Origin of the sequence: Aeribacillus sp. FSL K6-2833 (assembly GCF_037965815.1) — a bacterium.
In the GTDB taxonomy this organism is placed as follows: domain Bacteria; phylum Bacillota; class Bacilli; order Bacillales; family Aeribacillaceae; genus Aeribacillus; species Aeribacillus composti.
Map to the genome: position 1 here is coordinate 365,338 of NZ_CP150189.1, position 24,744 is coordinate 390,081.

The following is a 24,744-nucleotide window of genomic DNA, read 5'->3' on the forward strand; positions in this document are numbered from 1 at the left end:
TCGTATATTAAAAATTTTTTAATGCTTCGCGAATCGGGGTGTTTCCTGAGACTAGGTCAAATGAGCGGCGAAAAGTGTTTTTCTCCGTTATTGAAGCAAAAATAACCGAAGCCACATCTTCTCTTGGAATGGCGGCTCTTTCAAGATTTTCGGCAATTTTTATTTTTCCGGTTCCTTTCTCATCCAACAGCGCCCCCGGCCGGACAATTGTATAGTTTAAACGGCTTTGGACAAGGAAACGGTCGGCATAATGCTTGGCAACATAATAATGTTTAATCTTTTCGTTCCAATTTTGTCTATTATGGGCTTGCAGAGCGCTGACCATTATAAACCGTTGAACGCCTGTCTTTTCTGCTGCTTCAATTGTTTTTACGGCACCGTCTAGATCTACTAAAAGAGTTTTATCTGCACCTGTATGTCCGCCTGAACCTGCGGTAAAGACGATCCCTTCCGCACCTTTGATCGCCTCGGCAATCTGATCGACTGTGCCTTCCAAATCAGCTAAAACCGTCTTGACTCCGATCGAGTCAAAATATTCTTTTTGGTTTTCGTTGCGGATCATTGCTTTCACTGTGTGCTCGTTGCTTTCTTTTAATAACTGAACAAGAATTTTTCCGATTTTTCCATTGGCGCCAACTACAACAATTTCCATAACGGACTCTCCTTTCAAACATCGTTTATTAACATTATTCCAGAAGCTGGCTGTTTTCTCAAATGATCGATACATGGTATGTGGTTGATTTTCCCATCGATGGGGATTAGTATATTAATAATTGACTTTTAAGATGTTCAAGGGGGTAAAGGAGGGGTGAGTATGGAACGCTATACGGTAAGGGCAGAAAAAGAAATTTCTATTAAAAAAATGCTCTTGATAGTTGGAATCATCTTTGCTGCTTTTAATTTGCGTCCTGCTATTACTTCGGTCGGACCGCTCATCGGTTATATTCGTGAAGATCTCGGAATCTCCAACGGGGTTGCGGGTTTACTAACGACTATCCCGTTAATCGTTTTTGCGGTTCTTTCGCCATTAGCTCCGAAATTTGCAAGCCGATATGGAAATGAAACGGCGATTTTTGCCGGGTTAGTCGTGCTTCTTGCAGGAATGATTATTCGAACATTCGGAGCGATGATCGGTCTGCTTTTAGGAACTGTATTGATTGGAGTAGGCATTGCCATTGGAAATGTGCTTCTTCCGGGTATTGTAAAAGAACGGTTCCCGGATAAAATCGGACTGATGACAAGCGTTTATTCAACAGCTATGGGTATGCTTGCAGGGATCGCTTCCGGTTTAGCAATTCCGTTGTCGGAAGGATTAAAATTTGGATGGAAAAATGCCTTATTATTTTGGGCAATTTTAGCAATTGTGGCGATATGTTTATGGTTTCCATTAATTAGTGGAAAACAGAGATCCGCGAAACCGCCAATTGAACATATTTCAAATGGTTTTTTGCTCCGGTCGCCGCTGGCATGGCAAGTCACATTTTTTATGGGTCTTCAATCGTTCTTATTTTATAGTATGGTTGCATGGCTTCCTGAAATTTTGCAGGCGGACGGATTAAGTGCTTCAACAGCTGGTTGGATGCTGTTTCTTGTGCAAATTGCTGGCTTGCCGGCAACATTTGTCGCTCCGGCACTGTCGGACAAATATGCAGATCAAAGGCGAATTGTAGCGGTTTTAGGAGCTATTTATTTAGCAGGTCTCGTTGGATTATTGTATGGCGGGCCTCTTTTACTGATTGTCTTTTGGATTATTTTAATCGGTATTGGACAAGGGGCAAGCATTGGGCTCGTATTAGCGCTATTTGGTTTAAGAACAAGAAGCTCCGAGCAAGCTTCCGCTTTATCGGGAATGGCGCAATCAATTGGTTATTTGCTTGCTGCTTTTGGGCCCATTTTAATTGGCGTTTTGTATGACAAAACTCATTCGTGGGTGGTGCCCATTTTATTGTTTATTGCTGTCTGTGTTTTGATGATCATTGCTGGTTTGAATGCCGGACGAAATAAGTATGTGTAAAAAAAACTAAATAAAAAGCCGGGCAGTTCAAAGTCGTTTTTTCGACTTATTGACTGCCCCTTTTAATGTTTTAGAAACGTCGATATATCGGTGTTTATGACTGTTTGTTTTCAATGGGGATTTGACTTTTTGGACAACCCCAAGCTTTTTATTGTATTTGGAAGGTTCCATTTGATAAATGAATGTTCACATCGGCGATGGATGCAATGTTTAAGAAGGGGCTGTCAAGAAAGTCAGTGAAAAACGATTTTCTTGACAGCCCCATTCCGGCTTGTTGATAGTGATTAATAATATTGATTATTCTTCCTCATAATTAACACCTATTGTAACCTCTGTATTTTCAATTGAAAAGTTTACATTCCATCTAGGATGTATTTTAACTTTATTTTCTTCATCAAGTTCTAGGACCCCGTGTATTTCATCATTATTTTTAGAAATGAAAATAACTTGCTTTGTTTCTTCATTTACATAAACATTAATTGATTCATGATAATTAAGTGTAAAACCGTTAAAAGTCATTTTCTTCATAAACTAAATCTACTCCTATTCTTTATTTGGATAACACTTTCCCATTTTTATCTAAAGAAGCTATTCTTTTTCCATCTTTCTTTAATTTCCATACACGTCCACCACGTCCTGCTGTATCTTTTTCTACTGACCACTTCCCATTTTTAAAAGTACCAGAATTTTAGTTAGAGGTGTATTCCCGTGTTTATCTTTAAAAGAACCTAATTTCACTTTTCCGTTTGAATCTAACAATGATTGTGGTATTCCATAATTAGAAGCAATTACTCTTTTAGGATCATTAAAATAGTTAGAAATAGTTTTATAGAGCCAACTTCCAGCCTTAATAGTAACCCCACCAACTACTATTGCACCAGTCGCTAGTAATGCAACTTGACCAACACCAGGAACAAAATAAATAGCAGGAGCCAATGCAAAGAAAGGTTAAATAGAAGAACCACCATTACCATCACTTAAAACAACAATCTCAGCTGATTTTAAATACTCCTCAAATTCCTCTGGACTATAAAATTTGCCATCTATCAAAACACCATCTTCCAAACTTCAAAATTAGAAATATCTTGGTTATAAATGATCTCCTCATCTTTAAATTGAGAAGCTTTTAGAGTAGATATACCTGCAGTTCCTACAGATGAAAAAATTAAAGCAAAACTAAAATACATTTCATGCGGTTCATATCAAACGTTGCCTTTCAATTTTTGGTTCTTAAAATGTTTAAACAGGTAGAGAAATCACATATCCGATAAAAAACAGCATTGTTAAAAATATTTTTGATTTTCCAACCTTTTTAGCTGTTCTATAAAATCCCCCCTTTAAACTTCCAATTTTATGTAGGTTTTTAGCGATTGGGATACATTTCCATTAATGTTATTATAGTATTATGTTGTTTTCAACCCCTCTATATAACATGAGTCAGTCAAGACTTTGTGGGAACTTTTTTGATTCGCTGAAAAAAGAAGTAAGTCATAGGTTAGCGAACCATTTTTTTGAATCATCCGTAAGCGCTTTTGGACTCTCATCTCTTGCCATGACGGGCGAATATGTATACCTTTTTTTACCTACCTTGAATTTAAACAGAGCATGCCTTTTTGTCATTGGCATGGTCAAACAGCTAAAACAACGGTATCTCTCCAACGGAGAACGTTTAACCTTGGAACAACTGTATCGAAAAGCGAAACGAGACATTGGCTAAAAAGAAACACTCGGCTCGATTCACGTAACTCTTCATACGGGTTTACCAGTGAAAATCGTGTTTGTGCGGAATCGAAACAACCAAAGTGAATGGCTGGCCATTTTGAGTACAGATACCACGCTGTCTAATGAAGAAATCGTTCGAATCTATGGGATGCGTTGGGACATCGAAACCTTTTTTAAATTCAGTAAATCGTTTTTACATTTAGCCAAAGAGTTTCAAGGTCGTTCCTATGACATGATGATTAGCCATACTACCATTGTCTTCACTCGGTATATCTTGATTGCTTGGCAACTTCGGAAAGAAGAGGATCCAAAGACCATGGGCAACTTATTCTTGTTTCTATGTGACGAAGTAAAAGAGATGGACTTTAAAACGGCTTTACTACAATTGATTTCTCTTTTCCAAACTTTGGATGAAGCTATTGAATGCCGGACGAAATAAGTATGTGTAAAAAAAACTAAATAAAAAGCCGGGCAGTTCAAAGTCGTTTTTTCGACTTATTGACTGCCCCTTTTAATGTTTTAGAAACGTTGAAATATCGGTGTTTATGATTGTTTGTTTTCAATGGAATTGACTTTTTGGACAACCCCAAGCTTTTTATTGTATTTGGAAGGTTCCATTTGATAAATGAATGTTCACATCGGCGATGGATGCAATTGTTAAATCGTGCGTCACCATGATGACGCATTTTCCCTCTTGATGTGCTAAATCTTGAAAAATGCGGACGATTTCTTTAGATGTTTGCTCATCCAAGTTTCCTGTTGGTTCATCTGCGACAATTAATTGCGATTCGCAGCAAAGAGCGCGGGCAATGGAAACTCTTTGCTGTTGTCCTCCGCTTAGTGTCAGTACTTTTTGCTTTGCTTGGTCCTGCGAAATCCCCATTTGTTCTAATGTTTTTAGTGCAAATTGTTTATATGGCTTTTTAGAGGATTTCGTTATTTCCATTGCCGCAACGACGTTTTGCAATGCTGTCATATAAGGAAGCAGGTTGTATGATTGAAAGACGATTGAGACGTATTGATTGCGAAATTTGGAATAGCCGATTTTTTTTAAATCCTTGCCCTCGTATAAAATAGACCCTTCTTTTGGAGAATCAAGAGCACCGGCAAGAGCTAAAAATGTGGATTTTCCCGCACCGCTTGGACCAGTAATTGTGTAAAATGTACCTTTTTCAAAATCAATATTGATCTTTTTTAAGATTTCTACTTTTTTTTGATCTCTGCTATACCAATAGCTAACATCTTGAAATTTCAACAATGCACTCATTTGATCCCCTTCTTTTCTTAGTCTTGTTTAGTTAAAATCACCTTCGGATGCAGCCGCAAAACGGACAGCGATGGAATAAATGATGATAAAACGGCAATTAACATTCCGATAGACGACAGCATGCCTAAATCTTTCGGTGTTATTGCGATTTCTAAGTCATCAATTGTTTCCACGTTAGCTGCTTGCCCTCTCATTCCTACACTGCCTCCCATACCTGGTCGAAAGGATGGAGGTGTATTCATCTGCTCTTGCTGGGCCAGCTCTTGCGCTAATAATTGATCGCTGATCTTGCCGGCCACCACATTTCCGCATGCGCTTGAAATTCCGATGGCGAGAACGGCTACAATCAATATTTCTGCGACAAATTGACCGATGAGCTTCCATCTTTTCTCCCCAAGAGAAAGAAGAACACCCATCTCGTATTTCCGTTCGCGGATTGACAGCATGACAATCAGTCCAAGAATGACAGCCCCTGAAATCGTCACTAAGTAAACGACATTTTTTGAAAATGACGCGACATTGTTGATTGGTCCGACCATTTGATTGTATAGCTGATCATTTGCATCAAGCTGGAATGTATCGAAGTCTATGCTCGAATTTTTCTTCGCTTTTTGAATAAACGAGTCTATTTCCGCGGGATCTTTCATGTAATAAACAGCGCGGTCAATGGTATTTTCATAGTCTTCACCTTTCAGTGTGTTCACGACAGTATATGGAACGTACAATTTGTTGTAAGGGTTCATAAAAGAAAAATTCATTCCTTGATCTTGTTCGTTTGTGGTTGTCTCATAAATGCCAATGATTTTTAATTCAATCGTTTTTTCCTCTTCATTGGCACCTTTTACCGTAATCGTATCACCGACAGTTAAGTCGTTTTCATCCGCCAATGTTTTTTCGATGACCACAACATTTTTTCCTAATGATTGATCGGTTATATGTTCACCTTCTACCAATGTAGAATCTCCGTTCATAAATTCTTCGACAGCATCAGTAAAAACGACGCCTTGCAGACTGACATCAGATTGAAACATTGGATTTCCATTTTCCCCAAAGGGACCTCTGTTTTCTGTTTCCTCATCCGAATCACTTGTGTCTTCATTTTCAATTGGATCAAAGTCTTCAGCAATTCCGTTTGTCGACGAATATAAGTTATAACCTTTTACTTCTGAGTATGTAGATAATTCTTCTGCCGATTTTACCGGAATGGGTTCAAGCTGAAACCTCGTCCGTTCACCTTCCGATTGCTGCTGATTCCGCATTTTTTCCATATCCATCTGCAAGGTCACTTCTCCTCCCAGCTTTTCCTTCGCTAAATCACTGGCTTTCTTTGCTGCACTTTCGATCGCCAGACCGGAAAGGACAAGTAAGCAAATGATGGTGAAAATAAACAGTTGTAAAAGGCTCTTTCCTTTTCTAGCCCATACGCTTAACAACGACCTTTTAAAAAAATTCATCTAATCTTACCTCCTTCGTGATTGTCAACGATAAGCATATTGGAAACATATGAACAATTTATGAAAAATCTATGTTCGAAAGTTTAATTTTTTAAAAGAGAAGTTGAAGTAGTTGCTTCCCTTTCTTTACTCGTTTATCTTGAAAATAAGAGTTGTTTTAGCGGGAGGAAGAGAAATGAAAATTTTAGTGATCGAAGATAATGAAAGCGTCTGTTCGATGCTAAATATGTTTTTTATAAAGGAAGGGATTGAAGGGGAATTTGTCCATGATGGACTTGAAGGCTACCAATCCGCTAAGAGTGGCAATTGGGACTTGCTCATCATCGATTGGATGCTTCCCGGAATGGATGGAGTCACGCTTTGCAGAAAATTAAGAGAAGAAGAACACTCCGTTCCGATCATCATGCTGACCGCTAAAGACAGTGAATCCGATCAAGTGATCGGACTTGAAATGGGAGCCGATGATTATGTCACGAAACCGTTTAGCCCGATTGCACTAATGGCGAGAATAAAGGCAGTGGCGAGAAGATATAACAAGCAAGAACCTCGTCAAAAAAACATTGTGACAACCAAACACTTTAAAGTGGACAAAGATGCAAGAGAAGCGTATTTTAAAGGACAATCGATTAATAACCTAACTCCAAAAGAGTTTGACCTCCTTTATCATTTTCTCACACATCCGCGCCAAGTATTTACGAGAGAGCAGTTGCTGGAAAGTATATGGGGGTATCAATTTTACGGGGATGAAAGAACAGTTGATGTCCACATGAAAAGGCTGAGAAAGAAGCTCGGGCCTGAAGCGCAAAACTTCCTTCACACGGTTTGGGGGGTGGGATATAAATTCGACGAATCGGTGAAGCACGATGAAACTTAAATATATGTATCAGCTGCTTATTAGCCATATAGGAGTTTTAGTCATTGCATTCTTGATTTTGAGCTTTTCCTTTGCAAAATATGTTGAAAACTATGTTTATCAAAATAAAGTAGAAGAATTGATTGCCTACGGCCAAAACATTTTACATGATTATAGCCGCGATAATTGGGGTGGAAACCGGATTTTGGATCAATACCGGCAGGTGCTGAGGACACGAAATATTATGTTCAGTGTGTTTAATCAACAAGGCGAAATTTTTTATCCGGAAGCTGGCTTTTTCCCGCGGTTCACAATGTCAGAAAAAGAATGGGAGAGTTTGGAGGATGGCAAAATTGTCGTGGTCAAGCAAGATTTAAAACGGTTTGATCAGGCGGTATCCTTCGTTTCTTTGCCATTCATCGTGAACGGGGAGCTGATGGGAGGAGTTCTCCTAGTTTCGCCGATAAGCGGTTCAAGAGAGACCATCAGCGACATTAATCAGTTTTTATTTTATACAATTTTAATTTCGTTGACGGTTTCATTTTTGCTAAGCGGTCTTTTATCGAAGCTGCATGTTCGGAGAATTCAGAGGATTCGTGAAGCAACGTCAATGGTGTCATCTGGAAACTATGACGTCCAGGTGAATGCCTCCAAAATCGATGAAATTGGTGAACTGGCAAGCGACTTTAATGAAATGGTAAAAAAGCTTAAAGCTTCTCAGGAGGAAATAAACAGGCTTGAAAAAAGAAGGAGACAGTTTATTGCAGATGTTTCTCATGAGTTGAAAACTCCTCTTACAACGATCAGCGGTGTCATTGAAGGATTAAAAAGCGATATGATTCCTGAAGAAGAAAAAGAAAGAGGCATTCAATTAGTAAGCCAAGAGGCAAAAAGGCTGATTCGGCTAGTTAATGAAAATTTGGACTATGAAAAAATTCGGTCGAATCAAGTAAAGCTAAATATAGAACCTATACAGTTAATTGATGTGTTTGAAATTGTGAAGGAACAGCTTCTTTCACAAGCTGAGGAGAAAAATAACATTATGATCATTGAAGCGGATGAAAATGAAATCATTTATGCTGATTATGATCGCCTCATTCAAATTTTGATCAATATTGTTAAAAATAGCATTCAGTTTACACAAAACGGAAAAATATTTTTGCGTGGGAAACCTGGATATAAGGAAACAATCATTGAAATCGAAGATACCGGGATCGGAATGGACGAAAAAGAAATTGAAAACATTTGGCAGAGATTTTACAAAGCAGATCTGTCAAGAACAAACAATAAATACGGGGAATTCGGGTTAGGACTCTCAATTGTGAAGCAGTTAGTGCTCCTGCATCAAGGAGAAATTAACGTGACAAGTAAAAAAGGCAAAGGAACGAAATTTGAGATTAAACTGCCTGTCAAAAGCTAAAGAATCTTGTAGAAGGGATTGGATAATACATGGAGCTTGAATTTCATCGTTCGCCCAATAAATATATCGGGGGAGTATCGATCAAAGTGGAGGATCTTAAGAGATCTATTGCGTTTTACCACAATTTATTGGGGTTTAAAATATTAGAGCAAAAGGAAAATAAAGTCGTTTTTTCTGCTGATGGAAAGAAGCCGCTATTGATTGTCGAACAACCGGATAATGTAATAAGAAAACAAGTCCGGACGACAGGGTTATATCATTTTGCCATTTTATTGCCGGAAAGGAAAGATTTAGCTAATGCCCTTTATCATCTCATTCAAATGAACTATCCGCTGCAGGGTGCTTCCGATCATTTGGTCAGTGAAGCGGTCTATTTGGCAGACCCGGATGGAAACGGCATTGAAATTTATGCTGATCGAAAGTCGGCGAATTGGGAATGGAATCAAAATCAAGTTGTGATGGACACGATTCCGTTAGATATAAACGATTTATTTTCTGAAAGAGATTCAGAGGGCTGGCAAGGGATGCCTGAAGCAACCATTATTGGTCATGTTCATTTGCATGTTGCCTATTTAGATGAAGCAGAACAATTTTATTGTAAAGGCCTCGGTTTTCAAATGACATCAAAATATGGATCTCATGCATTATTTATTTCTAGCGGCAAATACCATCACCATATTGCGTTAAATACTTGGAACGGTATAGGGGCTCCAAAGCCTCCTGAGAATAGTGTCGGGCTTAAATGGTTCACAATCATTTTGCCGAATAAGGAAGAAAAAGATCAGGTGATCAAGAGATTAAAAGAAATAAATGCACGTATAACTGAAAAAGATGGAAAAATATACACAATTGATCCTTCCGGAAATCAAATTGAAATAACGACAGCTCATTAAAAATCGATCATGAACATGGACGCATTGGCGTCTTTTTTTTGTGCAAATTTTTCTTGCATTAAGAATAAAAAAACGAAAAATGCAAATATTAACAAGAAATAAAAATGCTGGAGTTAAGCAAAAATGAAATTCAAAAAGATGCTTTTATTTGCTGTTGTTTTGTTGTTGTTATCCGGCTGCTGGAACCGAAGAGAATTAAACACGATTGCCATTCAAGTGGGTTTAGGGATCGATAAAGAAGGAGACCAGTATGTGGTGACCTCGCAAATAGTAAACCCTGGTCAAATTGCCATGCTGATGAGTAAAGGGGATAAAACTCCTGTTATGACTTATCAAGAGAAAGGTCACACCATCATTGAAGCTATACGGCGAATGACCACTGCTGTTCCAAGGAGAATTTACTCTTCTCATTTGCGGATTTTAGTAATCGGTGAGGAATTAGCAAAAGAGGGAATTGGGGAGGTGCTTGATCTTTTGTCACGCGATCATGAAATGAGAACAGATTTTTATATAACTGTTGCAAAGGATGCCAAGGCAGGGGATATTTTAAAAGTTTTAACAGCGTTAGAAGATATCCCGGCGAACCAGCTTTTTAATTCTCTTGAATTATCAGATAAGCAATGGGCGCCGACAATATCTGTAACTCTTGATCAATTGTTATCGGATTTAAGCAGCGAAGGGATCGAAGTGAAACTGACAGGAATATCAGTAGAAGGCAATCAGCAAGTCGGTGAAACGAAAGCCAATTATGAACAAATTGACCCTGAAGCAAAATTAAAATTTAAAGGAATCGCTTTGTTTCACCAAGACCGATTAATAGGCTGGCTGGATGAACAACAGAGCAGAGCACTTCATTATATTATCGGCAAAGTACATCGAACGATCGAAGAAATTTCATGCAAGAATGACGGAAAGATAAGCATTGACATTTTTTCTGCAAAAAGTCAGCTAAAAACAAAAATGCATAAAGGCAATCCCGTTGGTGAAGTTCATATCGAGGCTCAAGGAAATGTAGCGGATGTACAATGCAAGCATCTCACAATAACAAATACAAAAACGATAAGGAAGATAGAAAAAAAGACGGAAGAAAAAATAAAACAAGAAGTTGAAAAAGTTCTTTCGAATGTTCAGCAAAATTACCGAGTCGATGCTTTCGGTTTTGGAAAATCATTGTATCGGGACGATTATAAAAATTGGAAAAAAATAAAAAAACATTGGAAGGAAACGTTCACTGAACTTCCAATAAAAACTACTGTTGATGTCAAAATTCGAAGAACAGGCACGATCAACAATCCTCCGCTTCACAAGATGGAGGATTGAGAGCAGGGAAATGGAAGGAATTTTATATGGAAAAAGCAAAAATCGATGGGTTACAGATGTTTTCATTTATGTTTTTGTTTCAATTTGGAAGTCTGATTGTCACAGGGCTAGGATTGGAAGTAAAGCAAAATAATTGGATCGCCGTGTTAGTTGTTTCCGGAATTAACATTCTCCTTATTTTATTGATTTACGGTCCAATTTATAATCGTTTTCCAAACCTCACCTTGACAGGAATATTTTTGGAAAACACAGGGAAAATTGTTGGTACAGTGCTTTCAATCATATATAATTTTTATTTTATCTTAATCGCCGGCTTTATATTGCGGGATACTGGGGATAACATGATTAAATATCTTTTGCCTGAAACGCCTATTGAAGTGGTTTTATTGATGGGAGTTTTACTTATTTCTTATTCATGCTTTTTAGGAATTGAAGTGTTCGCAAGAGTTGCCCAGCTGCTTTTCTTTATCATGATCACTCTAGGGATAATGGGAAATTTTTTAGTGTTTGCCTCCGGAATTGTTGATCCAATACATCTTTTGCCAATTTTAGAAGATGGCTTATTTCCTTTAATCAAAGCGGTGTTTCCGTCTATCATTTCTTATAGCGAAATGGTTGTCTTTTTCATGATACTTCCATACTTAAACAAACCTCAGAACGGTGTGCGAATTGGAACGTTATCGGTTTTATTCAGCGGTTTGTCCGTTTCATGGACTTTTGCATTAACTATTGCAGTGCTTGGGGTGTACGGAACGGAATTAGCCGATCTCCCTTTGCTTGATACAGCACAAAAAATCAATGTCGGCGACTTTTTTCAGAGAATGGATCCGATTGTCATTTTAACTTTGTTTATCGGCCTTTTCGTAAAATTAAATATTTTTTTTTATGCAGGAGTTGTAGGAATGGCGGAGCTGTTTAAAAAACAAAAGCACCAGCCTTTTATACTGCCTGCAGCGATCATGATTTTTGTCATTGCAATTGTAAGTGCGGAAAATGAGATCGAGAAAAAAGAACTTTTAAAGGAAAAGCTTCCATTGTTCATTGAGCTGCCGATTTTAATTATTATTCCTTGTATATTGCTGGTGATCATAGCCATTCGCGGCAAACGGCAAAAAAGAAAGCATCTACAACCTTATTCAAAAGGATCGATGAAGGATGAATGAATTTTTGGTAATAGGCGCATTATTATTAAGTCCCTTGCTGACATATGTGATCGTGTTATTAACTATTCGCCCTCTTATTAAAAGAGCTACTTCATCGTTTACAAAAATTCTCATGGGTGATCCCTATATGGAAAATGTATGGGAAATGGTCAGTGCCTTTACGCGGATAAGTCCAAGGATTGTCGTTGAGAACAGCTTGAGGGCTGCAGAAGGGAAAATTATTGACCGTCCGTTTGGTAGCCCGCGAAAATTTCTTAATTTTGACGGGCTCGTCTTTTCACCCGCTCAACTTGCAATTTTTCCTGCAAAAGAGGACGCAAAAGTGGAAATGAAAACGGTTATTGGTCCCTTGGCCAAAAAACCTCTCACAATTGATATGCCTGTTTTGCTTGGCGGGATGGCATACGGTCTTGGCGTAAGCGAACAAGTTCGAATTGCCCAAGCCTGGGGAACGGCCGTTGTCGGAACAGCCTGTAACATTGGTGAAGGGGGATTTTTGCAAGAGGAACGTGAACGGGCAAAGCATTTGATCGTTCAATACCACACTGCGAATTGGGGGAAAAATGCAGATGTATTAAAACAGGCAGATGCTGTGGAAATCCATATTGGACAAGGAGCTTCAGCTGCTGTCCCGGCAAGAATTTCACCTGAATTTTTGCAAGGAAAAGCCCGTGATATATTAGGTTTAAAACCGGATGAGACCGCAGTTATTCCAAGAAGATTCAATGAATGGAACAGTCCGAACGATTTAAGAAAGGTTGTAAAAGAATTAAAACAACTCACTGGAGGAGTCCCGATCGGAATCAAAATTTGTGCAAGCAACAGGCTTGAAGAAGATATTGAATACGGACTTTTGGCAGGTGTGGATTTTATTTCGATTGATGGCGGTCAGGCAGGTACAAAAGGATCGGCGCCGATCATACAAGATGATTTCGGATTGCCGACGATTTATGCATTGACTAGGGCTGTCCACTATATAACAAAAAGAGAAATGAAAGGAAAAGTGAGCTTATTGATTGGCGGCGGAATCAATACACCCGGGGATGCATTGAAGGCTTTGGCGCTTGGAGCAGACGCTGTTTATATAGGAACTGCTGCTTTATGGGCAATGACGCATACACAGGTCGTAAAAACAATACCATTTGAGCCACCGACGGTATTGGCCTTTTATAGCGGAAGAATGGCGGATCAATTTAATAAAGAGGAGGCAGCATATTATTTATCTAATTTTTTAACGTCATTTTCGGAAGAAATACAGGTCGCTGTCAAAGGTTTAGGGAAAACAAATGTTCATGATGTGAACAAAAGTGATCTTGTCGCACTTGATGAAACAACAAGTAAAATTACAAAAGTCCCTTTAGCATTTGATCCAAATGAGACCGCTCATATGACTGGAAGCAAAAATTGATTTCGACTATTTCTTGTTTAGTACGTGGCTAAATCTTAACGCATGTTCAATTTCATCAGTCATGGCTCTAAAGAAAGCATCTCGAATCATTGGATCTTGTGTAGATAAATAATTATCGCGGTATGTCTCATATGCTTCCAATTCTTGTTCATAAGCGATCCGCAGACCTTCTTGGAAATTTCGGAATCGAGTTATTTTTGTTTGATAAACCGGTTTTTTTCCTGTTAATGTTTGATAAAGCTGCGTGAATGTTCGTAAATGTATTTTTTCGTCTTCTAGCGCATGTTCAATTGCCTGTCTCTGTTCAGAAGTTGCCGCCGCCTTTGCCAATCTTGTGTAAAAATCAATAGCACTTGCTTCAGAAGAAATTCCGTTTAAGATAGCCTTCAGTATATTGTCAATGGAGCTGTTGTTTCTATTTTGTCTAATGAAGCTGTGGTCGTAAACTGGATAATAGTAGTTTACATAATGTGTATTAGCATACATGCAAATATCCCGCCTTTCATTTTTCTTATGTCAGTGTATTCAGATATAGAGAAAAAGTGATGAATTAGGTGAAATCGAGACGTGTCGGAAACAAATTTTTGTTAAAAACTAAATTCTTATTGACTTAAAACGAAAGAGGTTATATAATCATTTTCAAAATTATTTACTAAATAAATTATTTTCAGATAAGAAAAGCAAAGAAAAGGAGCAGTAAAAGAGGCCGGTGGCGCATAGAGAGCTGACCCGCAGGCTGAAAGGTCAGTCGTTCACCACTCTTTGAAGGTCACCTTGGAGCTTTGTTTTAGAAATAGCGCAAGCTAAAGTATAAAGCAACGGTTCTTCCGTTATCAAGAAAAGTCATGTACGTGACTTGCTGAGTCTGTATTTCGCGAGGAATACAGAAAAGTTGAGTGGTACCGCGAAAAACTCGCCTCAACAATCCAATATTTCTTTTTGGATTGGGGCGAGTTTTTATTTTGATAATTTCATATGAAAAAGGTGAGGAAAAGGAGCAGTAGAAGAGAGCGATGACGTATTAGAGAGCTGACCCATAGGCTGAAAGGCCAGCCGTTATCTCTCTTTGAAGATCGCCTTGGAGCCTTGTTTTAGAAATGGCTTTTTGCCAAAGTATAAAACAACGGATCTTCCGTTACGAAGAAAGTCATCTATGTGTGACTTGCTGAGTCTGTATTCTGTGAGGAATACAGAGAAGCTGGGTGGTACCGCGAAGCATCTCGCCCCAGCAATCAACCGATGTTTTATGCGTTGGTGATTGCTGGGGCATGTTTTTTTAATTGGCTATTTCGCCATGCTGCCCGCTAAAAGAAAAGCCCGATTTAGCCAATCAAGCATTCAATAAAAATTGGCAACCAAATAGGTCTAGTCAGCAGCGCACAATAAAATTAAAATAATGAGAAAGGATGGATGAACATGAATCAAGTTATTGAATTTATTAAATCGGACCGGTTAAAAGAAAAGCCTGATCTTGAATCGTTAGGATTTGGAAAACATTTTACAGACCATATGTTTATATTGGATTATAATAAGGTGCAAGGGTGGCATTCCCCTCGTATAGTGCCGTTTGAACCGTTGGTGCTCTCGCCGTCAGCAATGGTATTTCATTACGGGCAAGCAATTTTTGAAGGGCTGAAAGCTTATAAAACGAATGACGGCCGCACATTGTTATTCAGACCGGATAAAAATATAGAGCGATTGAACCGCTCTTGCGAACGAATGTGTATTCCGCCCATTGACCCTGATCTAGTATTGGAAGCCATTGTGCGGCTTGTTGAAGTGGAAAGAGATTGGATTCCAAATAAAGAAGGCACTTCTTTATATATCAGACCGTTCATCATTGCAACGGAACCATATTTAGGAGTTAGACCAGCAAGCGAATACAAGTTTATGATTATCCTGTCGCCAGTTGGAGCTTACTATTCAGGCCGTCAGCTCGTTCCTGTAAAAATTTATGTTGAAGATGAATATGTTCGCGCTGTACCGGGAGGAGTTGGTCATGTTAAAACTTCCGGAAACTATGCCGCTAGCTTATACGCCCAAAAAAAAGCGGAGGAATTAGGATACGATCAGGTGCTCTGGCTCGATGGAAAAGAAAATAAATATGTAGAAGAAGTTGGAAGCATGAACATTTTCTTCAAAATCAACGGTGAAGTGTACACGCCAAAATTAAACGGAAGCATTTTGAGCGGTATAACAAGAGACTCCGTTATCCAGCTAGTGAAAGATTGGGGAGTACCGGTGCATGAAGAACGCATTGCAATAGAAGATATCTTCAATGCCTACAAAAACGGGGAATTGGAAGAAGTTTTCGGAACAGGAACAGCAGCGGTAATTTCGCCGGTCGGGGAGCTGAAATGGAATGAGCATAAAATGCTATTGAATAATTCTGAAACAGGCGAGTTTTCTAAAAAGCTTTATGAAACGATCACGAACATTCAATACGGAAAAGCGGAAGACAAGTTCGGCTGGACGAAAGAGGTATAATTCAATTTTATATTGATTTCAAATAAAATTTATTAAGGTGCCATCCATCTTTATTTGCTTTCGAATCAGAAATATTGGCAGTGTCAAAAAATTGTTTTTAGGTAAGAATGGAACAGAATATGGAGAGGAGATAGATGATTGATTAAAGCTGTTTTTTTTGACTTAGATGATACACTTCTTTGGGATGAAAAAAGCGTCAGCGACACATTCCAATATGTTTGCACCACAGCCGAAGAACAATACGGGGTTGATTCAAAACAGCTTGAGGAAGCGGTTCGTCAAGAAGCGAGAAAATTGTATGAATCTTATGAAACATATCCATTTACAAAAATGATTGGCATCAATCCGTTTGAAGGCCTTTGGGCGAATTTTAGCGAAATCGTGCACGAACAGTTTGGGAAGCTTAATCAATTGGCGCCTGTTTACAGAAAAGCTGCTTGGACGAACGGTTTGAAGGCGGTCGGTATAGATGATGCTGAATTCGGGGAAAAGCTGGCTGAGCTTTTTCATGCAGAACGGCGCAAAAGACCGCTCGTATATGAAGATACATTTGAAGTATTAGAACGGCTGAAACAAAACTATCGTTTGCTTCTTTTAACAAACGGGGATCCAAGCCTGCAAAAAGAAAAGATTGCTAGTGTTTCTGCTCTCTCATCGTATTTTGAGCATATTGTCATTTCAGGTGAGTTCGGCAAAGGTAAGCCTGATCCGTCAATTTTTGAACACGCACTAAACTTAATGGGTGTTCAAAGCAATGAAGTGGTAATGGTTGGAGACAAACTGAGCACTGACATACTTGGGGCATCACGGACAAATATCCGGTCTGTTTGGATTAATCGAAAGCAGTTGGAGCTTAGCGGAGAAGTCACTCCAGACTATGAAATCAGCCAATTAAGAGATTTATTGACGGTTTTAGAGGATTTAAAAAAGGAATAGAAATATTTTGATAGGAAAAGAATGAGGCTGGACTGGATGAAAAAACATCCGAAGTCCAGTTTTTTTAGATTCGTGCTTTTTATGAAAGGGCTGTCTTAGAAAATCAAATCGCCATTGAAAACAAAAAATCATAAACACCGATATATCAACGTTTCTAAAACATTAATGGGGGCGTCTATAAGCCGTAAAAACGACTTATTAGACACCCCCAGCGGCTTTTTCTTTATTTAAGATGCGAGCCTAAAAATTCTTTCACTTCCTCAGGTGTTTTTGCGTATGCGCTGTGCAGATGAGCGATTTTTTCGTTGTTTTTAAAAATTAAAATGCTTGGAATTCCCATTACTTGATATTTTTCAGCTAGGTCGGGGAATTGATCTTTATTGATCTCATACCATTCATATTGACCGTATTCTTCTAAAATGTCGCCGATAAACATGTCCATTCTTTTGCAATCAGGGCACCAATCGGCAAAAAACTTGATGATGGTTTCTTGATTGCTCTGAATCACTTGTTCAAACTGTTCTGCTGTCTCTATTGGCTTCATTGGATAACCCCTCCTTCCTTCGTATTTATTTTAATTCATGGTAAAGAAGAAGTGAATTTTTTTCTCCCGCAAATAAATTGTTCGGCAATGATAACAAAAACAACCTATATAATGATAAAATAAAACAGATGATTTTTTTCAAAACGGGAGGAAAAAATAAATGGCAATCAAACTGGCGCTTGTATATGGGGGCAAATCTGCCGAGCATCAAGTATCATTACAAACAGCTCGGGCAGTAATAAACGCTCTCGATAAAAATAAATTTGACATATATCCAATTTATATTACGGAGCAAGGGCAATGGGTAAAAGGAAAGCAATTGAACGGTCCAGTTGAAAGAGTAGAAGACTTGAAGTTTCTAGCGGGAAATTCCGAAGCTGGAGAAAAAGGTGAACATTTGCCGGTACCTTTCAGTCAAGAGCTATTTAATGCTCCAGGAAGCGCTGATCCAGTCCATGTCGTATTTCCGCTATTGCATGGACCGAATGGTGAAGATGGAACGATACAAGGAATGCTGGAATTGCTGAATATACCTTATGTTGGGAATGGAGTTTTGGCTTCAGCAGCAGGAATGGATAAAATCATTATGAAAAATTTATTTGCCCAAGCAGGACTTGCTCAGGCAAAGTACGTTTGGTTTACGAACAAAGACTGGGAAAAAGATAAAGAGAAGGTTTTTCAAAAAGTCGAGGAGCAGCTCGGGTATCCTTGCTTTGTAAAGCCAGCCAACCTCGGCTCAAGCGTAGGTATCAGCAAGTCAAAAGATCGGCAATCGCTCATTCAATCTATTGAAGAAGCGTTTCTGTATGATCGGAAGCTGATTATTGAAGAAAGTATTGATGGAAGGGAAGTTGAAATCGGAGTAATTGGAAATGACGAACCGATCTGTTCTGTTGTTGGGGAAATTGCTCCGAAAAAAGAGTTTTACGATTATAAAGCGAAATATGAAGACGGAGATACGGAGCTCATTATTCCAGCTGACATAACGGAAGAGCAATATGAACAAATCAAGAAAATGGCGCTGAAAGCATTTAAAGCTATCGATGGTTCTGGACTTGTTCGGGCAGACTTTTTCTTGAGAAAAGACGGAACACCGTTGATCAATGAAGTGAACACAATGCCTGGATTTACGCCGTTTAGCATGTTCCCTCTTTTATGGAAGCACAGCGGCATCGATTATCCGGCGTTGATTGAAAAATTGGTTCAGCTTGGAATCGAGCGATATGAACTAAAACAGAGAATCAAGTATACTATTTAAAGATCGTTCTTAGGGCGGCTGTGTAAAGCCGCCTTTTGAAAGGAGAACAAAATAGCATGATAAAACGGCAATTATCAGCAATTAAGCAGATGGCAAACAACGCAGAATTAAAAGAGGAATTTGAGAAGATTACCATCGAAGGAGTAACGACTGATTCGCGGAATGTCCGTAAAGGAAACTTATTTGTACCCATTATTGGCGAAAAGTTTAATGGACATGACTTTGTCGAGAAAGCGTTCGAAAATGGTGCTCATGCCTCCTTATGGTCTAGATCAGTCCCGAATCCGCCGCAAGACAAACCATTGATCATTGTCGACGACACCTTGGCAGCATTGCAGCAGATAGCTTCTCACTATTTGTTGGCAGTAAACCCAAAAGTAGTAGGGATTACAGGCTCTAATGGCAAAACAACGACAAAAGATATGATCGCATCGGTTGTGGGCACTCGGTATCGCGTGCATAAAACGAAAGGGAATTTCAATAACCATATCGGTCTGCCTTTAACAATATTAGATATGCCTGAAGATACAGAGGTGGCCGTATTAGAAATGGGCATGAACGCTAAGGGAGAAATTGAATTATTATCATCAATTGCACGTCCTGATATAGCCGTCATTACCAATATCGGCGATGCTCATTTACAAGATTTAGGCTCTCGTGAAGGGATTGCGGAAGCAAAGCTTGAAATTATAAAGGGTTTAAAAGAGAATGGAACGCTCATTTATCATGGTGATGAGCCTTTGCTAAAAAAAGATTATTCATGTCAAACCGTAACGTTTGGAGAAAATAAAAACAATAATCTTTTTCCGACATCAATGGAGCTGTTGGGTGAAGGAACACGGTTTCGCGCCAATATAGCTGAACAGCCTTTTTTTATCCCTGTTTTAGGCCGTCACAATGTTTTAAACGCATTGGCAGCGATCGCTGTTGGAGAACTCCTAAAGATCGGACTGAATCGTATTGAAAAAGGGCTTCGCGATTTGAAAATAACAAACATGAGACTTGAATTGATTCAAACGAAGAACGGTATGTCCATCATAAATGATGCATATAACGCGAATCCTACAGCGATGAAAGCAGCCATTGATTTAGTCCATGGTCTAAAAGGATATTCGCAAAAAATTCTTGTCTTAGGGGATATGCTGGAGCTTGGCGAAAGAGAAGTTGAACTTCATCAAGAAGTAGGAATGATGCTGTCTGATCAAGAAATTGATCACCTCTTTACATTTGGAAAACTCGGAAAAGAAATTGCCGTTGGTGCAAAGAAAGTTATAGATGAAAGAAAAATTCATGTGTTTTTTGACAAAGATGAACTAATTCATGAATTAAAGAAAGCTGCAGGCTCAAAAGATCTTGTGTTAGTGAAAGCGTCCAGAGGAATGAAGCTGGAAGATGTTGTTCATGCATTAATGGAAGAATAAAATAAAACATCATTTTGCTTGTGCTTTTGTTTTTATGCTTTTTTAGCTATAGTGCGGTAAGTTGAAATAGATTGATGGAAATGGTATGATAACACCTGCGGTGAATGGATAAAAATCCCTATGCGTACTTTCCAGCAAAAATCGGAGTTTACACTATTCTCACGACTATGATAAGCTTACAGTTTCTAGAAAATACGCACAAGAGCCTTTTTATCCAGCAGCGCTTAATAAAAGTCTTAAAGGAGTTTGGAAAAATTGACAAATTTGTTTCACCAGTTCGGGTTGAGTCCGGAGCTGTTAAAATCAATAAAAAGAATGGGCTTTGAAGAAGCGACTCCCATTCAAATGCAGGCGATCCCTTTAGGCTTGAACAATAAAGACATCATTGGACAAGCGCAAACAGGGACAGGAAAAACAGCAGCTTTTGGCATCCCTTTAGTAGAAAAAATTAATGTTCATGATTCAGCTGTTCAAGCGATCGTGATAGCCCCAACACGGGAACTTGCTATACAAGTATCAGAAGAGTTATATAAAATCGGCTATGATAAACGGACAAGAGTATTGCCGATTTACGGAGGCCAGGACATTTCCAGGCAGATTCGGGCTTTGAAGAAGCCTCCCCACATCATTGTTGGAACACCTGGAAGGTTATTGGATCACATACGGCGCAATACGCTGCGGCTTGATTCTGTGCACACTGTCGTTTTAGATGAAGCGGATGAAATGCTCAACATGGGGTTTATTGATGATATTGAGCACATTCTTTCAAATATTCCTAGGGAGCGTCAAACCCTTCTATTTTCTGCGACAATGCCTGGTCCAATTAAATCAATTGCAGAACGCTTTATGAAAAATCCGACTCATGTCCGTGTAAAAGCGAAAGAAGTAACGGTTCCAAATGTGCAGCAATATTATTTAGAAGTGCCTGAAAAACAAAAATTTGACGTTTTGACAAGACTTCTTGATCTGCAATCACCGGAGCTTGCGATTGTGTTTGGCAGGACAAAGCGCCGAGTGGACGAACTTTCTGAAGCATTAAATGTCCGCGGCTATTCAGCAGAAGGAATTCATGGCGATTTAAGCCAAGCGAAACGCTTATCTGTTTTGAACAAATTTAAAAATGGAGCCATTGATGTGCTTGTTGCAACAGACGTAGCAGCCAGAGGGCTTGATATATCTGGTATCACCCATATATATAATTTTGATGTACCTCAAGACCCTGAAAGCTATGTGCATAGAATTGGAAGAACAGGACGGGCTGGGAAGTCAGGAAAAGCGATGACGTTTATAACCGCAAGGGAACGCGGTATTTTGGAAACCATTGAGCATACAACAAAAAGAAAAATGGATCGAATGCGTCCTCCTACTTTAGATGAAGCACTAGTAGGAAAACAAAAAATGACGGTCGAAAAAATTTGCTCTGTAGTGGAAACTGAAAATTTAGATCAGTATAAAAATTTTGCTGCGGAGCTATTGGAAAAATATGATTCCGTCCCATTGCTTGCAGCAGCTATTAAAATGTTAACGAAGGAGCCGGATACGACACCTGTAAAATTGACGGAGGAACCTCCTCTCCCTATGAAGAAAGAAAAAAGCAGAAATAAACGAAAGCTTGATTTAAAAAACAAACGGGTTGGACGGAAACGCTCCTTTCATTCAGCAAGATCGACAAAAGGATCGGCTAGCCCAAAATAATTGGAATGAAAAAGAATAATCAGACATGGAAAAAGAGGCATTCCAAAACTTGGAACTGCCTCCTTTTTATATATTTGAAACTTTTTGCCTAAATGAAACGTAATTTTTTACAGAAGGAGACAAGGGAGGGAAAAACTTGCGGCGCGAACCACAAAATCGCATTAGTCCTAAAGCTGTTACTGTATGGAAGATCACTGCGGCTATTTGGAGCATCGTTGAGTTGCTGGTGATCATAGGCATATCTTTATTGATATTTTTTTTCAACTGGCCGAAATGGATTATTCCTATATTGGCAATTATTTGGTTGGTGTCTTCTATTTGTTCCATTTTCATTTTTCCAAATATTCGGTTGAAAATATGGCGATATGAAGTTCATGAGAATGAACTGGATTTACAGCATGGATTGTTTACAGTTACCCGTGTGCTTGTTCCAATGGTGAGAGTTCAGCATGTAGATACCTCACAAGGGCCGATTTTAAGAAAATATAACTTGGCGACTGTAACTATTTCCACTGCAGCAACGGTTCACGAGATTCCTGCCCTGGAAATGGAAGAAGCGGATCAGCTTCGCGATTATATCTCGAAATTGGCACGGGAGGCGAAGGATGATGTATGATCAGAAAAGATTGCATCCCGTAGCTGTTTTAGTGAAAATTGCGAAGGCGATTAAAGAAATTATAGTAACGAATATTTTCTTGTTTGTCACAAACATAGGAAACATCCGGTCGTTTTTATTGATCGGAACGATTCTAGCACTTATACTCACGATCATTTCCAGTGTGTTAAATTGGTTGAAATTTACTTATCGCATTGAAGAAAATGAATTTCGTGTTGAGCAGGGCGTTTTTTTAAAAAAAAATCGATATATACCGATTGAAAGAATTCAATCCATAAATGTAACCGCCGGTTTCATCCAGCGCCTCTTCGGTGTAGTGAAGCTTGAAATCGAAACAGCGGGCGGCATGGGCGAAGCAGAGGTTGAACTTAGCGCCATACGGAAAGAAGAGGCAGAACAGATTCGGACAATCATCAAGGAGCAAAAAAGACAAATAGCACAAGGAGAAGCAGAGCAAGACAAACTGGAAGAAGGAAGGGTTCTTTACAAAATAAGCTTTAACGAACTGCTTATTACTGCAGCAACTTCAAGCGGCTTAGGGGTTGCTCTGTCAATCGTAGCCTTTTTAAGCCAATTTGATGAAATTATTCCGTACGAAAAAATATTTGACAAGCTGGAATGGATTGTCCATGCAAGTGTGACGATGATTGTCATCTTATGTTTGATTGGTTTGATCATTGCGTGGATTATAAGCTTTATCGGGGTTTTACTCCAGTACGGAGATTTTACAGTTCGAGAAGAAGCCGGACAGATTATTATTTCAAGTGGCATTTTTGAAAAAAAACAGATTTCTATACCAATAGATCGTATTCAAGCAATTAAAGTAACAGAAAATTGGCTGCGCCAGCCTTTTGGATATGCAACTGTACATATTGAATCGGCGGGAGGCGGAAGTGACAAGGATGTCGAGACCATTTTGTTTCCGTTAATTCGGAAGAAACAAGTTAAAGAAAAGGTTGAAAGCTTTTTTCATTTGACGATAAACGAGACACTGCACCCGGTTCCGCGGCGTGCGCTGTCCAGATTTTTGCTCCGTATGCTGATTTTATCACTTCTCATAGCCGTCCCTTTATGCTTGTTTTTTAAACCATGGGGCTACTTATCACTTATTCTCATTCCTTTTGCACTGGTGCTCGGATATTTTCAATATAAAGATACAGGTTGGTATTTAAATGGAAAAGAATTGACGCTGTCTTTCCGCGTGTTGAATAAGACAACCGTCTTTTTCGAAAAAAAGCGGATTCAATCATTGGAATTGAAACAATCCTATTTTCAGAGACAAAAAGATCTGACTTCTGTTCAGTGCAGTATTATTTCCAAGTCTACTGGAAGCTTTTTTGCTGTTAAAAACCTCGAGGAAAAGGACGGAATGGGAATTTATAAATGGTTTTCAAGAAGAAGTGAAGGACAAGTTTAGAAGCTCCCATCTCTCATGTGGATGGGAGTGATTTAAATTTTTACAACACATATAAAATAGCCGCAAGTATAAAAACGAAAACAAAAATCCATATCGACCATTTTTTGAAAAATAATTTCATTCCTTCCTGCCGAACCGGTTGATGATAATACGTATAATGAATGAAGCTTGGTTTTTTGCGGACAAACACTTTACCTAGCAAAAATCCAGCCAGAAGTCCTGTTACATGTGCAACTACATTGATATGGGCATCAATAAAGGACAGTACGAGAGCTATGGCTGTAACCGTTAAGATCATTTGAGAGTTTTTTTGATCCATATATTCCTTTCGGAAAAAACAGATGAACATGTACGTGCCCAAAATGCCAAAAATCGCCCCTGAAGCTCCTGCATGAGAATAATCCATTGGCATGATCAAATAGGTTGCAATGTTGGCTATAATGCCTGATGCACTGTAAATGACCAGAAAATAAATTGACTTTACCATTCGTTCCAGCGGCGGGGCAAAAATAATAAGTGTGATTGTATTAAACAAAAGATGGGAAAAGCTAGTATGCAAAAAAATTGGTGTAATGAGCCGCCACCATTCCCCTGAATGAACCCCTGCATTGTATCCGGTTAAAAAAGAAAATAGAAGCGTAAAAATTGGGAAAGAAAGTTTCATCATAATCCATAACACAACATGTATGCAGCTTATGATCGTGACAGCAGGATAAAGGCGAATAAAAGTGTGAAGGCTTTCTGTTCTGCGAAACATGTGAATTCTCCTTTTCAACAGGACAAGTATTCTATAATCATTTGTATGATTTTCAATTTATAAATAGTACAGTAGAAAATTAAAGTCCTGCGGTAATAT

23 protein-coding genes and 2 other annotated features are annotated in these 24,744 nt (G+C 38.8%); of the genes, 15 read left to right on the forward strand and 8 right to left on the reverse strand.

Annotated features, from left to right (window positions below):
* Nucleotides 1-7: 7 nt before the first annotated feature.
* Nucleotides 8-652 (reverse strand): SDR family oxidoreductase, encoded by a 645-nt coding sequence (locus NSQ94_RS01905; protein ID WP_327873194.1) that lies wholly within the window; start codon nt 650-652, stop codon nt 8-10.
* Nucleotides 653-814: 162 nt separating this feature from the next.
* Between NSQ94_RS01905 and NSQ94_RS01910 the strand changes: the two genes are divergently transcribed.
* Nucleotides 815-2,014 (forward strand): MFS transporter, encoded by a 1,200-nt coding sequence (locus NSQ94_RS01910; protein ID WP_094244975.1) that lies wholly within the window; start codon nt 815-817, stop codon nt 2,012-2,014.
* Between the two features lie 297 nt (nt 2,015-2,311).
* Here NSQ94_RS01910 and NSQ94_RS01915 read toward each other — a convergent pair whose 3' ends face one another.
* Both NSQ94_RS01915 and NSQ94_RS01920 read right to left on the reverse strand, forming a co-directional pair.
* Nucleotides 2,312-2,542: a hypothetical protein gene (locus NSQ94_RS01915; protein WP_066247105.1), complete on the reverse strand. Its 231-nt coding sequence runs from the start codon at nt 2,540-2,542 to the stop codon at nt 2,312-2,314.
* A gap of 123 nt (nt 2,543-2,665) precedes the next feature.
* On the reverse strand, nt 2,666-2,950 hold the full coding sequence (locus tag NSQ94_RS01920) for a hypothetical protein (protein ID WP_066247103.1): 285 nt from the start codon (nt 2,948-2,950) through the stop codon (nt 2,666-2,668).
* Nucleotides 2,951-3,779: 829 nt separating this feature from the next.
* Here NSQ94_RS01920 and NSQ94_RS01925 point away from each other — a divergent pair.
* Entirely contained in the window at nt 3,780-4,175 is a 396-nt protein-coding gene (locus NSQ94_RS01925; protein WP_327856076.1) for a transposase, read from the forward strand.
* A 156-nt stretch (nt 4,176-4,331) separates the two neighbouring features.
* On the opposite strand, the gene NSQ94_RS01930 is transcribed toward NSQ94_RS01925, so the two are convergent.
* A complete protein-coding gene (locus NSQ94_RS01930) occupies nt 4,332-5,003 on the reverse strand; it encodes an ABC transporter ATP-binding protein (RefSeq protein ID WP_339230004.1) in 672 nt (223 codons plus the stop codon).
* Nucleotides 5,004-5,020: 17 nt separating this feature from the next.
* Complete coding sequence (locus NSQ94_RS01935) at nt 5,021-6,457, reverse strand: ABC transporter permease (RefSeq protein ID WP_339230006.1); 1,437 nt, start codon at nt 6,455-6,457, stop codon at nt 5,021-5,023.
* A gap of 175 nt (nt 6,458-6,632) precedes the next feature.
* On the opposite strand from NSQ94_RS01935, the gene NSQ94_RS01940 reads away from it, so the two are divergent.
* From NSQ94_RS01940 to NSQ94_RS01965, 6 genes are all read left to right on the forward strand, one after another.
* Nucleotides 6,633-7,331 (forward strand): response regulator transcription factor, encoded by a 699-nt coding sequence (locus NSQ94_RS01940; protein ID WP_063388212.1) that lies wholly within the window; start codon nt 6,633-6,635, stop codon nt 7,329-7,331.
* Complete coding sequence (locus NSQ94_RS01945) at nt 7,321-8,730, forward strand: HAMP domain-containing sensor histidine kinase (RefSeq protein WP_339194025.1); 1,410 nt, start codon at nt 7,321-7,323, stop codon at nt 8,728-8,730. Before NSQ94_RS01940 ends, NSQ94_RS01945 begins: the two co-directional genes overlap by 11 nt.
* 29 nt (nt 8,731-8,759) lie before the next feature.
* Nucleotides 8,760-9,623 (forward strand): VOC family protein, encoded by an 864-nt coding sequence (locus NSQ94_RS01950; protein ID WP_339230008.1) that lies wholly within the window; start codon nt 8,760-8,762, stop codon nt 9,621-9,623.
* A 123-nt stretch (nt 9,624-9,746) separates the two neighbouring features.
* Complete coding sequence (locus tag NSQ94_RS01955) at nt 9,747-10,943, forward strand: Ger(x)C family spore germination protein (RefSeq protein ID WP_066247093.1); 1,197 nt, start codon at nt 9,747-9,749, stop codon at nt 10,941-10,943.
* A 26-nt stretch (nt 10,944-10,969) separates the two neighbouring features.
* Nucleotides 10,970-12,106 (forward strand): GerAB/ArcD/ProY family transporter, encoded by a 1,137-nt coding sequence (locus tag NSQ94_RS01960; protein ID WP_339230010.1) that lies wholly within the window; start codon nt 10,970-10,972, stop codon nt 12,104-12,106.
* Entirely contained in the window at nt 12,099-13,514 is a 1,416-nt protein-coding gene (locus NSQ94_RS01965) for an FMN-binding glutamate synthase family protein (protein WP_063388217.1), read from the forward strand. The genes NSQ94_RS01960 and NSQ94_RS01965 overlap by 8 nt, the downstream gene beginning before the upstream one ends.
* A gap of 6 nt (nt 13,515-13,520) precedes the next feature.
* Here the strand turns inward: NSQ94_RS01965 and NSQ94_RS01970 are convergent, their stop codons facing one another.
* A complete protein-coding gene (locus NSQ94_RS01970) occupies nt 13,521-14,000 on the reverse strand; it encodes a ferritin-like domain-containing protein (RefSeq protein ID WP_327856078.1) in 480 nt (159 codons plus the stop codon).
* 188 nt (nt 14,001-14,188) lie between these two features.
* Nucleotides 14,189-14,438 (forward strand) — a binding site (T-box leader).
* Nucleotides 14,439-14,492: 54 nt separating this feature from the next.
* Nucleotides 14,493-14,745 (forward strand) — a binding site (T-box leader).
* A 185-nt stretch (nt 14,746-14,930) separates the two neighbouring features.
* On the opposite strand from NSQ94_RS01970, the gene NSQ94_RS01975 reads away from it, so the two are divergent.
* Both NSQ94_RS01975 and NSQ94_RS01980 read left to right on the forward strand, forming a co-directional pair.
* Nucleotides 14,931-16,001, forward strand: a complete 1,071-nt coding sequence (locus NSQ94_RS01975; protein ID WP_117017400.1) for a branched-chain amino acid aminotransferase — start codon at nt 14,931-14,933, stop codon at nt 15,999-16,001.
* 141 nt (nt 16,002-16,142) lie between these two features.
* Complete coding sequence (locus NSQ94_RS01980; RefSeq protein WP_117017405.1) at nt 16,143-16,937, forward strand: HAD family hydrolase; 795 nt, start codon at nt 16,143-16,145, stop codon at nt 16,935-16,937.
* A 223-nt stretch (nt 16,938-17,160) separates the two neighbouring features.
* On the opposite strand, the gene NSQ94_RS01985 is transcribed toward NSQ94_RS01980, so the two are convergent.
* Nucleotides 17,161-17,481, reverse strand: coding sequence for a thioredoxin family protein (locus NSQ94_RS01985; protein ID WP_063388220.1), 321 nt, complete (start codon nt 17,479-17,481; stop codon nt 17,161-17,163).
* A gap of 160 nt (nt 17,482-17,641) precedes the next feature.
* On the opposite strand from NSQ94_RS01985, the gene NSQ94_RS01990 reads away from it, so the two are divergent.
* The 5 genes from NSQ94_RS01990 to NSQ94_RS02010 all read left to right on the forward strand — a co-directional run bounded on the left by NSQ94_RS01990 (nt 17,642) and on the right by NSQ94_RS02010 (nt 23,888).
* Nucleotides 17,642-18,739 carry a D-alanine--D-alanine ligase gene (locus NSQ94_RS01990; protein ID WP_063388221.1) on the forward strand — a complete coding sequence of 366 codons (1,098 nt, stop codon included), beginning with the start codon at nt 17,642-17,644 and terminating at the stop codon, nt 18,737-18,739.
* A 56-nt stretch (nt 18,740-18,795) separates the two neighbouring features.
* Nucleotides 18,796-20,160, forward strand: coding sequence for a UDP-N-acetylmuramoyl-tripeptide--D-alanyl-D-alanine ligase (gene murF / locus NSQ94_RS01995; protein ID WP_339230013.1), 1,365 nt, complete (start codon nt 18,796-18,798; stop codon nt 20,158-20,160).
* Nucleotides 20,161-20,475: 315 nt separating this feature from the next.
* Nucleotides 20,476-21,855, forward strand: a complete 1,380-nt coding sequence (locus NSQ94_RS02000; protein ID WP_063388241.1) for a DEAD/DEAH box helicase — start codon at nt 20,476-20,478, stop codon at nt 21,853-21,855.
* A 136-nt stretch (nt 21,856-21,991) separates the two neighbouring features.
* Nucleotides 21,992-22,471: a PH domain-containing protein gene (locus tag NSQ94_RS02005; RefSeq protein ID WP_063388223.1), complete on the forward strand. Its 480-nt coding sequence runs from the start codon at nt 21,992-21,994 to the stop codon at nt 22,469-22,471.
* Entirely contained in the window at nt 22,461-23,888 is a 1,428-nt protein-coding gene (locus NSQ94_RS02010; RefSeq protein WP_066247079.1) for a PH domain-containing protein, read from the forward strand. The genes NSQ94_RS02005 and NSQ94_RS02010 overlap by 11 nt, the downstream gene beginning before the upstream one ends.
* A gap of 40 nt (nt 23,889-23,928) precedes the next feature.
* On the opposite strand, the gene NSQ94_RS02015 is transcribed toward NSQ94_RS02010, so the two are convergent.
* Complete coding sequence (locus NSQ94_RS02015; protein ID WP_063388225.1) at nt 23,929-24,645, reverse strand: rhomboid family intramembrane serine protease; 717 nt, start codon at nt 24,643-24,645, stop codon at nt 23,929-23,931.
* Nucleotides 24,646-24,744: the final 99 nt, after the last annotated feature.